Source organism: Parafrankia irregularis (assembly GCF_001536285.1).
In the GTDB taxonomy this organism is placed as follows: Bacteria; Actinomycetota; Actinomycetes; order Frankiales; family Frankiaceae; genus Parafrankia; species Parafrankia irregularis.
The window spans coordinates 1-12,690 of the sequence record NZ_FAOZ01000051.1 but is presented as its reverse complement, the minus strand read 5'-3'; the positions used below and the strand labels follow the sequence as shown (position 1 = coordinate 12,690).

Below are 12,690 nucleotides of genomic sequence, written 5' to 3'. Positions count from 1 at the left end.
GTAAATCTCGGTTCGAGGAGGGCCCGTGAGCCAAGGCGATCTCTATTACGATCCATACGACATCGGCATCGACGTTGATCCGTACCCGGTCTACTGCCGCCTGCGGGACGAGTCGCCGCTCTACTACAACGAGAAGCTCGACTTCTGGGGGCTGAGCCGTTTCGCTGATGTCAGCGCCGCCCTGAAGGACCTGAAGCGCCTCAGCTCGGCGAAGGGCGACATTCTCGAGGTCATCAAGGCCGATCCGGTCATGCCACCCGGAGTGTTCATCAACGAGGACCCGCCGCTGCACACCGTGCACCGTGTCCTGGTGTCCCGCGCCTTCACCCCAAAGAAGATGAAGGCCCTGGAGGACAAGATCCGGGCTTTCTGCAGTGCCTGCCTGGAGCCCTTCGAGGGAGCCGACCGTTTCGACTTCGTCATCGACCTCGGTGACGAGCTGCCGATGCGCGCCATCGGCATGCTCGTAGGAATTCCCGACGCGGAACAGCCCACGGTGCGGGACCACGCGCAGCGCGGTCTGCGCAACGAGCGCGGCAAACCGCTGAAGGTGACCAGGGACAGGTACTTCGACGGTGAGTTCTACGCCGACTACGTGGCCTGGCGGGAGAAGAACCCGTCCGACGATCTCATCACCGAGCTGCTGAGCGTCGAGTTCGAGGACGTCTCGGGCACGACCCGGCGGCTGACCAAGGAAGAGATCCTGATCTTCCTCGCGGTCATCGCCGGAGCCGGCGTCGAGACCACCGGCAACCTGTTCGGCTGGCTCGGCAAGGTCCTCGCCGAGCACCCCGACCAGCGGGCGCAGCTCGCCGCCGACCGTTCACTCATCCCGAACGCCATCGAGGAGCTGCTCCGCTTCGAACCGCCCGGTCCGCACGTCGCGCGGTACGTCACCGAGGACGTCGAGTACCACGGGCAGACGGTGCCGGCGGGCAGCGCCCTGCTGCTCATGCTGTCGTCCGCCAACCGGGACGAACGGCAGTTCACCGACCCCGACCGCTTCGACATCCACCGCCGGATCAGCCAGCACCTGACCTTCGGCCACGGCACCCATTTCTGCCTCGGCGCCGCCCTTGCCCGGATGGAGGGCCGCATCGCCCTCGACGAGGTGCTCAACCGCTTCCCCGAATGGGACGTCGACCTGGCGAACGCGACCCGGAAACCCACCACCACGGTGCGCGGCTGGGACAGCATGCCCGCGCTCATCGGCTGACCCTGTACCGCCCAGCGCACCGGCTCCTGCCGCTGCTCTCGTCACTCGTCAGACCACGGATCATACGAAGGTCGGTCGGCTCCACAGCTTTACGATCATCCTGATCGCGATCATCCCGTGTCTCGGCTTCGCTGGCAGGGGGTGCGGTCGGTGTGCTTTCGCCGTCACTGCCCGAAAGGCTGCGCGTGTGGGGGATCGTCCAAGGCATCCTCGTAAGGAATGGGAAGACCTGCTTCATGCGGTGGAGCGGGCCGGCTGGCGGGTAACTAGGTCCAAGGGGTACTACCGCGCGCTGTGCCCGTGCGGGCATCATGCGAGATCGGTCCCGCTCACACCGTCAGGGACGCGCACGTTGGCGAACGTGGAGCACTGGTTTCGCCGCCAACCGTGCTGGCAGGAGGAGTAGGGCATGAAGGTTGAGATGCACGCGACGCTGACCCTCGCCCACCCGCATCCAGGCCAGGACGCGAGCGCGCTGGGCGACCGCCTTATCGAGGAGATGCACGCGCTCGAGGGCACCGGCGGGCACGACTTCTGCTCGGTTGGTTACTCGGTCATCAGCGGCGAGCGGCTTGAAGTCGACGTCGATCTTGGTGTCAGTCGGCCCGACAATGATCAGCTCCAGGCGGCGACGGACGCGCTGTGCTGGATCCGTGCGGCGCTGCACGCCGCCGGCGTCGGTACGCCGGAATGGCCGACAGTCGAGACGATCAAGTTCGACGGGATGCAGATTCTCGCTGACGCATGAGCATGACTGTCCGGTAGGCGTGCCGTCCTCTGCGATCCAGCTTCCGCCCTGCACCCGATCGCTGGGGACGGAGACGCAGGCGTTCCCGGTGGATTTGGCTCCCGGGAAGCGTGGGCTGAACCGGCGTACGGCGTCGGCCAGACGGTCGTCGTGGGTGAAGACGACGACCTGGCGGGTCTCGGCGTTGCATAGCAGGACCCGGGCGAAGCCGTCGACTTCGCCGGGTCCATGGCCTGCGCTGCGCCGGAGCTGCGAAGTCAGGGGCACTCGGCACGAAGGATCCGGTGGTGCCGGCGCCTCAGATGCGGCCGGCGTGCACCGCCGGTGTGCGCTGAGCCCAGGGCAACGCCCGCTCGAGCTGCCCGGCGACCCGCAGCAGCAGATCCTCGCGGCCGTGCGCGGCGACCACCTGCACCCCGATCGGCAGCCCGCCGGTGCTCTCGCCGAGTGGAAGGCTGATCGCGGGCTGGCCCGTGATGTTGAACACCGCGGTGAAGGGACCGTGGTCGAACAGCCGCCGCAGCCAGCTCTCGACGGTGTACCCGTCCTCGTCGTAGTTCAGGGTGCCGTGCGGAGCTGGCGGCTGCGCCAGGGTGGGCGTGACCAGCAGGTCGGTGTCCGCGAAGAACCCGGCGACCGTCCGGCTGACCCGCCCGGCCGCGTTCAGCCCGGCCACCAGATCGACGGCACGGCGCTCCCGAGCGGCGGCGATCATCACTCGGGAGACCGCCTCCAGCCGCTCGGCCGGCGGCTGCCGCGGCGCCAGCAGGAAAGGCGCCGCGGCAGCCGTCGCCTCCGCCGCCACGGCGCTGACCACGCTCTCCCAGTCGACGGCCGGGCTGGCGACGTCAACGTGATGGCCGAGCCCGGCCAGGCACTCGGCGGCCCGCACGGCCACCTGTGCGACCTCACCGTCCACCACACCCCCGGACCAGGCGCGGGTGGTGACGGCCACCCGGAGTCGACCCGGATCCGCGTTGACCTCCTCGGCGTAGCGGCGGGTGGGCGCCGCGACGGCGAACGGATCACCCGGCTCCGGACCGGCGACGGCGTCCAACAACCAGGCGGCGTCGCGGACGGTCCTGGTCAGGGCGAACTCGCTGAGCATCCCGAGCAGGCCCATCCCGGTGTCGGCGCCGACAGGGGTGCGTCCGCGGCTCGGCTTCAGCCCGACCAGCCCGCAGCACGACGCGGGAACGCGCAGTGAGCCCGCTCCGTCGTTGCCGTGGGCAAGCGCGACGGCGCCGGCCGCCACGAGGGCCGCGGCGCCGCCGCTGGAGCCGCCGGCCCCGCGGTCGAGGTCCCAGGGATTGCGGGTCGGCCCGTAACGGACCGCTTCGGTGGCGAAGTTGAGACCCAGCTCCGGCGCGGTCGTCAGGCCCATCGTGACCAGCCCCGCCGCCCGGAAACGCGACATGAGCTCGTGGTCCTCCTGGGCCGGCACACCCGGGCCAAGAGCGCGGCTGCCGCAGAAGAAGCGGACGCCCCGGGCCATCGGGCCGATGTCCTTGATGAGGAACGGCACCCCGGAGAACGGGCCGTCCCCGTGCTCCAGAGCCGGGGCGAACAGCGGGGCGGCCAGCCCGTTGATCTTCTCGTTCACGCTCGTCAGGGCGTTGCGGGCGGCCTGTTCGACCTCGGTGGCACTGACCTCGCCCCGGCGGATCAGCCCGCTCAGGCCGACCCCGTCATGGCATGCGTATTCGTGAGTCTCCATCAGTCATTCCTGTGTGAAGGCAGGTGGAACCCGCGGCTGGTGCCGTCCGGGCACCGGCCGCCGAGATGATCGACTGGATGGCGACTCAGGCTCGCATGATGCGCAGCATGCCGCCCCAGCCGACCGCCGTCCACCGGATTTCCAGGCGGGCCAGGCAACCCTCCGTGCCGCCTGGATCCGCCGGGGAGGTTGGCGTTTCGCCAGGAGGGCAGCCCTTCCCTGAGACGTCGTTCGGGGCAGCGCCCCGGATGTGGATCGACGACGGGACCTCCGATCAGGTCCTGTGACGCTCCGGGTCAGATGCCGGCAGGCGGCTGCCGGGAGCGGACGGAGGAGTTCACATGGACATCGGCACGGTGCGTGATCTCTATGCTTCACCCGGCCGGTACGTGACCGCGTACGCGAGCAGCAACCCCGTCCTGGAGAACGCGGCGCACCTGTACGACCTGCGGTGGCGCGACATCGTCGCGGAACTCGAACGGCTCGGTATCGGGCCGGAGGTCCGCGAGCTGCTCATGGCGGAGCGGGGCGACCGGTACCAGCGTGAGGGCGGTACCCGGGTGGTCGTCGTGTCAGGCGAGGGGAAGCAGGCGCGGACGTGCCTCACGCAGTGGCTGCCCGGGCGGTCGGACGTCGACGTCCTCGCGGTGGGCGGGCTGCCGCACCTGCTGCCCGTGCTGGACTGGATGGATTCCCGGCTTCCCCACGTGGTCGCCGTCGTCGACCGGCTCGGGGTGGACGTCCTCGCCTATGCCGGTGGGCCGCTGCCGGCGGAGGCGATCTCGCAGGACACGACCCGTCCGCCGTGGCACAAGGCGCATGCCGGCGGCTGGGCGCAGCGGCGGTACGAGAGCCACGTCGAAGAGCACTGGAAGCACGGCGCGAAGGACGACGCGGAGCTGATCGCCCGCGCCTGCCGCGAGACGGGTGCGGACGTGGTGATCCTCGCCGGCGATCCGAAGGCACTGAGCCTGCTGCGTGACGAGCTGCCCTGCGAGGTGGCGGCCAAGGTGGTGGTCGTCCAGGGCAGCCGGGCCCGGGACGGTTCAGCGGATCACCTCGCGACCCGGGTCGCGGAGGTTCTCGCCGTGCAGGTGGCGCGACGCCGGTCCGAGCTGCTGGCCGAGTTCCAGCGGTACCGCGGTCGCGCCCGTACCCTCGTCGGCGCTGGCGTCGGCTCCGGGGTGCAGGCCGGCCTCGGTGGGCCGGAAGGGGCCAGCGGGCCTTATGGCGTCAGTGGGCCTTCAGGGATCGGGCCCGCCCCGGCGGGATCGCCGGGCCGGCCGATGCTGGCGGCCTCCGACGGGGCCGCGGCCACCGCCTACGCCCTGAGCCGCAGCCAGGTGAGCCGACTGCTGCTGGCCGAGAGCCCGTCGGCGGACGAACCGGCGTGGATCGGCGACGACGCCACCGAGATCGCTCTCGACCCGGCGGGCGCTGACGGCCTGCGGCGGCCGGTGCGGGCCGCGCGGGAGGACGCGCTGGTCCGGGCGGCGCTGGGAACAGGCGCCTCCATCCATGCCATCCCACCGGACACGCCCGAGTCACCGGCCGACGGTGTGGGGGCCCTGCTCCGTTACTCCCTGCAGGCAGGTCTGGACTGAGGCAGGGCGCCCTTCAGGAGGCCAACCACTTGTCGAAGGAGGGACGGTCCTTCACCTGGGCGAGGCCGCCGCGCCGGTGGGTGCGGAGGATCTGCACGTAGCCCCAGAGGTCGTCGGCGTCGATCCAGCCGGCCCGCCTGGTCGCGATCTTCAGCAGGTCCCAGGTGGTGACGACCTTGATGCCTTCGCGGGCGGCGAGCTGCGCGGCGCTGCGGTCATCGGTGACGAAGAAGGCCTGCAGACGACGGCGCAGCATGATCGCGACCGTCTCGGCCTCGCCGAGATGCTGGTAGGGACGGTCACCGGGGCTTGCGAGCTCCGCCCGGAAACGCCGCGCCTGCGCCAGCTCCGCCGGGCTCGGTGACAGTGGCGGGCCGAAGATGTCGTGTGCGCGGACTAGTTCGTCGAGGCCGGCCTTCCGCGCGGAGCGGTCGCATTCCGAGGCGACCGTCGCGCACCAGCGGCCCCTGCCGTTGGCCAGTTTCTCCAGCAGGTCCATACGGCCGATGATCGCGAAATTGATCAGCACGGTGTTGTCGGGGAAGAGGAGCCCCGTCACCGAGATCCCCGGAGGATGCGATGAACCGCGGACCTCAACGGCGCGAACCAGCTTTCGGGTAGTTGGAATCCTCCGCGTTCACGCGGAGGACGACGTCAGGGGTCAGAGGCCCAGCGCCTCCGCGAGATCGTCGACGTCGACCTCGGGCACGCTCGGGGTGTCGACCTCGAGCGCCTCAGGATCGACTCCCAGTAGCCACGCAAGCGTTCCCTTCCCCAGCCGGCCCGCCGCGATCGCCTCGATATGCGCATGCTGCAGGGCGAGGGGAATTCGCCGCTGGGTGGCCTCGTCCATCCGCAGGGTGATCTCGTCGACGCCCGACTCGCTCACCCAGTGGCGGCGCAGCAGGCGCTGGGTCGCGTACCCCGCCCACTCCCGCACGAGATCGGGAACGTAGCTGTTCACGGCTTTGAGCCGCCGCGCGAGGGCATCAGTGGACACGCCGCAGCGCCACACCATCTCGGCCAGTTCACCTGCGCCCACCGCCTCCCAGTCGACGGCGGCGAGCGTCTCCCGCGGGAGGAGGAGGTCCGCGGCGAAGGCGTTCGCCGCGGCCTCATGCCCGTCCCACTCGGCGTTGGAGAGGCCCTGGTCGTGATGGCCGAGCACGTGGTGCCCGAGCTCGTGGGCCAGGGACCAGTTGTCCCGGAACCAGTTCCCGGTGATGGGAAGCGCGATCACCCGATGCCCGCCGATCGTGAACGAGTAGGCGGTGGAAAGCCCGGTGACCCGCACGACGTCGACCCCCAGGTGGCCTTCCAGCCTGGCCGCGAACGGGCGCACGAAATCCTCGCCCAGCGCGACCGCGATCTTGGCGGGGCTGTCGGGAAGATCCGGCTGATGGCACGGATCGGGGTAGGCCTGGCGGTAGGCCAGCGCGATGCTCTGCAGCACCTCGTCGTCGGCCTCCCGCCCGGGTACGGCCCGCTGGCCCGTCTGGTGGTCGAAGTCGTGACGTGCCGCCACGACAAGCCGGTGCGGGTCGGGCTCCCCGGTGATCAACCAGTGAACATCCGCCCCCAGATGGTCGGCGAGGCGCGCCAGCTCGATCGAGGAGAACGCCCGTTTGTCGTTCAGGGCGCGGGAGAAGGCATCAGGGGTCATCTCGACCTGGGCCGCGATGACCCGGTGCGGGACCGTCGGACAGGACTCGCGGATGTGCTCCAGCACGCGGCTACCGATGCTGCGCATGCCTGCCATGCTACCCGCCTGTTGGGATTTTCCCAACAGGCTTGGTGTCCGGTCGGGCGCGAGGCGGCCGGGCATTCCGGGCCGACAATGCCCCCGAGGACGACCGGCCTTCGAGGACGACGGTGGCCCCGGAGTGGCTGGACGAGTTTCATGGGTCCGGTGAAACTGACGAAGCTCGCGCGGATGAGTCCGGGGCGTGTGACCGCCGCGTTTCTGATCAGCGGCACGGTCCACCTGGTACGGCCCGCGGTGTTCGAACAGGTCGTCCCCCGGTGGCTGCCGCGCCGCCGCGAGATCGTCTATGTGAGCGGCGTGGCGGAGCTGGTCTGCGCGGGCGGGCTGCTCGCGGGAGCACCGTGGGCCAGGAAGGCCAGCGCCGCGCTGCTTCTCGGGGTCTGGCCGGGCAACCTGCAGATGGCCCTCGACGCGACCGCACAGGCACGCGGAGACGACCGGCGGCCACGCGACCTCGCGTTCGCCACCGTGGCCTGGGCCCGGATGCCGCTACAGATCCCGATGATCCGGGCTGTCCTCTCCAACGGCCGCACGCGCTCCGGGCACGCGGAAGGCTGACCTGGCGGCGGATCCTCGCGTCAGCTAGGTCAGTCTCGGACGACGTCCTCGACGGTGGTTGCCGTGGCTGCGCGGCGGAGCCAAACGTCGAGCTGACTGGCGTCGACCGTGCCCAGGATCCGCTCCCGAAGTGCGGGAGGAACCGGCACACCACGGCTCTCCAGGACCAGCAGCACCGACCGTGCTTCCCCTCGTGCCTCTCCTCGTGCCTCGGCCCGGGCGTCGACCTCGTTCAGCATGTCGTCGTAGTAGCGCTTTCCGACTGCTGGGGTCATCAGGAAGTCCTCCCATCGGGCCCGGGCCGCCGTGGTCAGCCTGGCCACCGTCACATTATGGTAAAAGATCTTCGCGTCGGGTTCCAACGTGAGCAGCGCCGCCAGCAGAGCTGGGAACATCGCGTCCACGTCGGTGTCGTCGAGATGGCACATCGCTCGATCGGCGTCTCATGGGCGGGGGAAGGCATAGCGGGCAGGATGCCGATCGGGTCCGACAGAACACGGTCGGTGATGCCCGGTCCCAAGGGGACGGGACACTGTGCGACCACGCCTTCCGGCGTGCGGCGCTGATCGGGCGGGTGGCGGCGTGCGGTTGGCCTTACTGGGCGGCGCGGATCTGGTCCGAGAGTCGGACGAAGCGGTAACCGGCCGCGGCCGGCTGGGGCAGGGCCTTGGCGAAGCCCTGCGCGGTGCCGCCCTCGGGGTGGTTCAGGTGGGCGATGACAATCGACCCGGGCCGCGCTGTCAGCACGGCCCGGGTGACCTGGCCGGCGCTGAACGTCGCGCCGGCGTCACCGTTCACGTCGAAGTTGACGACGTGCTCGCCGAGATCGGCCACGATCGCCGTCGCCACGTTGTCGCAGTGTGCCGTACCCGCCCGGAAGAACCGCGGCGGACGCCCGACGAGCGCCTGGATCCGGTCGCGGTTGACGGCTATCTCGTCGAACACCTCACCGGCATTGTGAGTCCCCGAGATTCCGTACGCGGATCGGCCGGAGACCGAAAGCGGACGGTGCACGGTGCCATGGTTCGCGATCTCGAACAGCGGTTCGGCGGCGAGGTCGCGGCACACCCGTGGGTTCGCGTCGATCCAGCGGGAGTTGAGAAACAGCGTCGCCGCAATTCCGTTCTCGCGGAGACAGTCGATCAGGGCCTGGTCGTAGCCACTGCCGTGCGGTCCACCGCAGGCGTCGAAGGTCAGCGCGATCACACGGTCACGGGTGGGCAGCCTCGTGATGACGCCGGCCACCTCCAGACCCCAGGCGGTGGGCTGTACGCCCTGATATCGGGAGATGATCTCCGCGCGGGACGGCGTCGCGGACGCCGTCGAGTTCGCTGTCGGGTGCGCCGTTTCGGCCGGTGCCCCGGCGGCCGAAGCCCCGGCTGGTGGTGCCGTGCCGACGGATTCCGCGGTGATGATCGAAGGATCGGCGCCGGGGGGCCGTGGTGGTCCTGAACGAGGGGCCCGATCCGCGGGGAAAGGCGCCGGCGGGTCCGCGGAACGTTGTTGGACGCCGCACGCCGCGATCGTGGGAAATGCGAGTACCGGCGCCGTGAGCAGCGCACGCCGACTGAGAGACAACCGTTCCCCCCGTAACCACCGTGTACGGCCTGCTCCGCTGGAGTGGGAACAGTGAGGGCAGGCCGATTCCCCCGCCGCGGGTGGCTGTGCGGCTGAGAACAGAGGTACCACGGTTCGCGATCGTGTGCGCTGCCGACGGCAGGTCGCCTCGGCTCCGGGATGGGTGGGTGTACGCGGGAAGGGCTTGCCCTCCAGGTGTGATGGATATTATATACAGATCGCGCTGCCCTTCGTTCGAAGAGCACTCCTGGTCGGCGGTCGGGCAGCGGGCCGTCGAATCGAGCTCTGGGGAACGGAGTCGAGGGTGGATCTTGGCCTTGGTGGTGCGACGGTGGTTGTCAGCGGCGGATCGAAGGGGATGGGTCGGGCCGCCGCCGAGCGGTTCGCGGCCGACGGGTCGCGGGTCGCGGTGCTGGCCCGGGGCAGGGCGGCGCTGGACGAGACGGTCGAGAAGTTGAACACGCTTGGCGCGCCGGACGCCGTCGGCATCGCGACCGACCTGACCGACGCGGGCTCGGTGACAGCCGCTTTCGAACAGGTCGCCAGCCGTTTCGGGGGAGTGCTCAACGTGCTGGTGAACGCGGCCGGCCCGGTGGAGGTGGGCGTCCGCCGGTTCGATGATCTCGACGACGCCGAATGGGCGGCGACCTTCGACATCGGGACGCTCTCCGCGGTGCGGTGCGTTCGCGCGGCGCTGCCGCTGCTGCGGGCGGCCGAATGGGCCCGGATCGTGAACGTCTCCGCGCATTCGACGCGACGCCAGTCGCCGGACCTCGTCGCCTACACCGCGGCGAAGGCCGCGCTGACCAGCTTCAGCAAGAACCTCTCCCTCTCCCTGGCCCCGGACGGGATCCTGGTGAACACCGTCTCGCCCGGCTCCTTCCTGTCCGAGGGCATGAAGGGCTATCTGCGTGGGCTGCCCGCCGAGCGGGGCATCGACCCCGAGAGCCTGACCGACGCCATGACCGTCATCAGGGACGACTTCGGTCACCCGGCGCATCTGCCGCGTGCGGGCGATCCCGCGGAGATCGGCCCGGTCATCGCCTTCGCCGGCTCCCGGGTGAACAGCTACATGACGGGCGCGAACATCAACGTCGACGGCGGGAGCGACTTCTGACTGTTCGTGGTGCCCTCGTGGCGCCCCGCCGTGATCTTCACCTGCGCTGGCCTGCGTCGCAATGACTTCCACCCACGGGAGGACGTAGGTCAGCCGATGACGCGGTGCGCGGCCTCGACGGTCTCCTTGATGGAGGCGGTGGTGTCGAGGTTGTGGGTGGCCGGCCAGAGGTCGAAGTGGGTCGCGGCCTCCAGGTAGGCGGCGACGTCCGCGTGCGACATCTCGGCTCCCGACCCGCTGGCCTGTACGGCCTGGCGCGAGGCGACCCGGGCGACGGCCACCCGCGGCGGTGCCACGCACCGCAGCCGCACCAGATCGGCGCCGGTCTCGTCCGCGGCCTCCGCGACGAGGTCCTGGGACTCCCGCGACGGCCAGGGAGCGTCGAGCACCACGCTCTGCCCACGGACGAGCGCTCGCCGGGCCTGTTCCACGAGCTCGGCGAGCCCCGGCCCGCCCCTGTCCGCAGTGGCGCTCCAGTCCGCAGCGGCGCTCCAGTCCGCGGCAGCGCTGCTGTCAGGGCCGTCAGCCCGCTGCACGGCAGCGCCTCGCCCCGGGGCGCCGGCCGGGTCCTCCCGCGCCAGCAGCACCCACTCGCCCTCGCCCTCGGCGAGGTTGCGGGCCAGGGTCGATGTGCCGGTGCCGGGCAGGCCGCTGACGAGGACCAGCCGAACCCTGGCCTGGCGCAGGTGCCGCAGCGCGATGGCGGCCAGCCGGCGGGCCTCGTCGGCGGCGCCCGGCTCGCCCTGATGGTGGCGGATGCAGGCGATCCGTGTGCGGACGAACGCGCGGTAGGCGATGTACAGGTGCTCCAGCGAGGCCGGGTGGGTCTCGCCGCTGAACTCCCGGTAGGCGTCGAGGAACGTCCGGGCCGCGTCGGGTGCGCCCAGCCGTTCCAGGTCCATCGCGAGGAACGCGACGTCGGCGAGGACGTCCCCGACGCGCAGCCGGTGGTCGAAGTTGATGCAGTCGAGCACCCGCGGGCCGTCGTCGAGGCAGTAGATGTCCTCGGCGAGCAGGTCGCCGTGGCCGTCGCGAACCCGGCCGGCCCGCTGGCGCTCCACCAGCAGCGGCACCCGCCCGATGAGGTAGCGCAGCGCCAGGCGGCCGATCTCGTCGACCACCGGGGCATCGAGGATCGAGCCGCGGAAGGGCGCCACGCCGTCCATCGCCTCCAGCCACAGCGCCTCGAGCTCCGCGACGCCGCCCGCCCTACTGATCTCCGGGGATGTCTCGCATCGCTCGTGGAAGGCGGCCAGCGCTCGCGCGATCGCACGGACCTCGCCGGTGACGTCGGCACCGCCGCGCACCAGCTCGGCCAGGCAGCGGCCCGCGGGCAGCCGACGCATCACCACCATGTGGTCGCGCATCTGCCCGGCCTCGTCGCGGATGTCGGCCACCCCGAGGTACACATCGGGCGCCAGCCGGCGGTTGAGCCGCACCTCGTTCTCGCAGGCCGCCTGCCGTGCCTGGCGGCTCCGGAAACTCACGAACCCGAGATCAACCGGCTTGCGCACCTTGTAGACCCGGTCCTCGGTCAGGAAAAGAATCGAGGTGTGTGTCTCCAGGGTTTCGCAGCCGCCGAGGCGAAGCTCGCCGGAAATCGTTTCCTGGCCCCACCCGGCCGTCGAACCGGACGGAATGTCGGCCACAGCATCAGGTGGAGGCGTGGCATTGATCGAAAGAGAGTTCCCCGCTGCGGGCATCCGACGTCTCCAGACAAGTAATCGTCGACGACCAGTCGACGGCCATCGGACGCGACCGCCTTCTCCTGCGGGCGTTCCGGTGGTGGTCTGCATATCCGGCCGTGGAGATCGTCCGACCTGGTGCGACTCTCTCCGCCGCACACGATTCCCCAGTTGCGGCGGGCTGTCAGGGGGCGGAGCGGGTACCAGCCGACTGACCTGGGTCCCGACGATGACGGGACGTTCGGGTAACGCCGGCGCCGCGCGGGCCCCACCGCCGTCCAGGCGGTGGGGCGCAGGTGACGCAGGTGCTGCGTGTGACGCGGGTGGTGCTGGATCGGCTACTCGCCGGCCTGCTTCATCAGGTAGACCGCCGCCTGCGTGCGGCTGGCCAGGCCCAGCTTCTCCAGAATGCTCGACACGTAGTTCTTCACGGTCTTCTCCGACAGCCCCAGCCGGGTGCCGATCTGCCGGTTCGTCAACCCGTCCGCGATCAGCTGCAGGATCTCCCGCTCCCGCTGGTTCAGCGTCGCCATCGCCGGATCCTCATGCGGCCCGTCCCGCAGCCGCTCCAACACCCGACGCGTCACCGACGGAGCCAGCAACGACTGACCCGACGCCACCGTCCGGATCGCACCCACCAGATCGTTGCCCCGGATCTCCTTCAGCACATACCCCGCCGCACCAGCCATGATCGCGGAGAAC

12 protein-coding genes are annotated in these 12,690 nt (G+C 70.4%); 5 read left to right on the top strand and 7 right to left on the bottom strand.

What is annotated here, in order from left to right:
• Nucleotides 1–25: 25 nt before the first annotated feature.
• Both AWX74_RS37095 and AWX74_RS37090 read left to right on the top strand, forming a co-directional pair.
• Nucleotides 26–1,216 (top strand): cytochrome P450, encoded by a 1,191-nt coding sequence (locus AWX74_RS37095; RefSeq protein ID WP_091286569.1) that lies wholly within the window; start codon nucleotides 26–28, stop codon nucleotides 1,214–1,216.
• A gap of 409 nt (nucleotides 1,217–1,625) precedes the next feature.
• Nucleotides 1,626–1,964: a hypothetical protein gene (locus tag AWX74_RS37090; protein ID WP_091286566.1), complete on the top strand. Its 339-nt coding sequence runs from the start codon at nucleotides 1,626–1,628 to the stop codon at nucleotides 1,962–1,964.
• Nucleotides 1,965–2,262: 298 nt separating this feature from the next.
• On the opposite strand, the gene AWX74_RS37085 is transcribed toward AWX74_RS37090, so the two are convergent.
• The gene (locus AWX74_RS37085) at nucleotides 2,263–3,681 is read right to left on the bottom strand and encodes an amidase (RefSeq protein ID WP_091286563.1); all 1,419 of its coding nucleotides are present in this window, start codon (nucleotides 3,679–3,681) and stop codon (nucleotides 2,263–2,265) included.
• A 341-nt stretch (nucleotides 3,682–4,022) separates the two neighbouring features.
• Here AWX74_RS37085 and AWX74_RS37075 point away from each other — a divergent pair, with 341 nt between their 5' ends.
• A complete protein-coding gene (locus tag AWX74_RS37075) occupies nucleotides 4,023–5,285 on the top strand; it encodes a baeRF2 domain-containing protein (RefSeq protein ID WP_091286556.1) in 1,263 nt (420 codons plus the stop codon).
• Between the two features lie 13 nt (nucleotides 5,286–5,298).
• On the opposite strand, the gene AWX74_RS37070 is transcribed toward AWX74_RS37075, so the two are convergent.
• Nucleotides 5,299–5,844: a PIN domain-containing protein gene (locus tag AWX74_RS37070; RefSeq protein WP_091286554.1), complete on the bottom strand. Its 546-nt coding sequence runs from the start codon at nucleotides 5,842–5,844 to the stop codon at nucleotides 5,299–5,301.
• 102 nt (nucleotides 5,845–5,946) lie between these two features.
• The gene (locus tag AWX74_RS37065) at nucleotides 5,947–7,044 is read right to left on the bottom strand and encodes an ImmA/IrrE family metallo-endopeptidase (RefSeq protein ID WP_091286550.1); all 1,098 of its coding nucleotides are present in this window, start codon (nucleotides 7,042–7,044) and stop codon (nucleotides 5,947–5,949) included.
• Between the two features lie 141 nt (nucleotides 7,045–7,185).
• On the opposite strand from AWX74_RS37065, the gene AWX74_RS37060 reads away from it, so the two are divergent.
• A complete protein-coding gene (locus AWX74_RS37060; RefSeq protein ID WP_165615953.1) occupies nucleotides 7,186–7,608 on the top strand; it encodes a DoxX family protein in 423 nt (140 codons plus the stop codon).
• Between the two features lie 29 nt (nucleotides 7,609–7,637).
• Here the strand turns inward: AWX74_RS37060 and AWX74_RS37055 are convergent, their stop codons facing one another.
• On the bottom strand, nucleotides 7,638–8,036 hold the full coding sequence (locus tag AWX74_RS37055) for a hypothetical protein (protein WP_226931097.1): 399 nt from the start codon (nucleotides 8,034–8,036) through the stop codon (nucleotides 7,638–7,640).
• A 166-nt stretch (nucleotides 8,037–8,202) separates the two neighbouring features.
• Nucleotides 8,203–8,853: a polysaccharide deacetylase family protein gene (locus tag AWX74_RS37050; RefSeq protein WP_242666588.1), complete on the bottom strand. Its 651-nt coding sequence runs from the start codon at nucleotides 8,851–8,853 to the stop codon at nucleotides 8,203–8,205.
• 637 nt (nucleotides 8,854–9,490) lie between these two features.
• Between AWX74_RS37050 and AWX74_RS37045 the strand changes: the two genes are divergently transcribed.
• Nucleotides 9,491–10,303, top strand: coding sequence for an SDR family NAD(P)-dependent oxidoreductase (locus AWX74_RS37045; protein WP_091286544.1), 813 nt, complete (start codon nucleotides 9,491–9,493; stop codon nucleotides 10,301–10,303).
• Between the two features lie 89 nt (nucleotides 10,304–10,392).
• Here AWX74_RS37045 and AWX74_RS37040 read toward each other — a convergent pair whose 3' ends face one another.
• Together AWX74_RS37040 and AWX74_RS37035 are read right to left on the bottom strand one after the other, a co-directional pair.
• Complete coding sequence (locus AWX74_RS37040; protein WP_091286541.1) at nucleotides 10,393–12,006, bottom strand: bifunctional aminoglycoside phosphotransferase/ATP-binding protein; 1,614 nt, start codon at nucleotides 12,004–12,006, stop codon at nucleotides 10,393–10,395.
• Nucleotides 12,007–12,326: 320 nt separating this feature from the next.
• A partial coding sequence (locus AWX74_RS37035; RefSeq protein WP_131799645.1) for a LuxR C-terminal-related transcriptional regulator occupies nucleotides 12,327–12,690 on the bottom strand: 364 nt, incomplete at its 5' end.

Coding starts and splice junctions, on each gene's coding strand:
- AWX74_RS37040 (WP_091286541.1), bottom strand. CDS start 12,006: ATGCCCGCAGCGGGGAACTCTCTTTCGATCAATGCCACGCCTCCACCT.
- AWX74_RS37060 (WP_165615953.1), top strand. CDS start 7,186: ATGGGTCCGGTGAAACTGACGAAGCTCGCGCGGATGAGTCCGGGGCGT.
- AWX74_RS37065 (WP_091286550.1), bottom strand. CDS start 7,044: ATGGCAGGCATGCGCAGCATCGGTAGCCGCGTGCTGGAGCACATCCGC.
- AWX74_RS37090 (WP_091286566.1), top strand. CDS start 1,626: ATGAAGGTTGAGATGCACGCGACGCTGACCCTCGCCCACCCGCATCCA.
- AWX74_RS37075 (WP_091286556.1), top strand. CDS start 4,023: ATGGACATCGGCACGGTGCGTGATCTCTATGCTTCACCCGGCCGGTAC.
- AWX74_RS37085 (WP_091286563.1), bottom strand. CDS start 3,681: ATGGAGACTCACGAATACGCATGCCATGACGGGGTCGGCCTGAGCGGG.
- AWX74_RS37055 (WP_226931097.1), bottom strand. CDS start 8,036: ATGTGCCATCTCGACGACACCGACGTGGACGCGATGTTCCCAGCTCTG.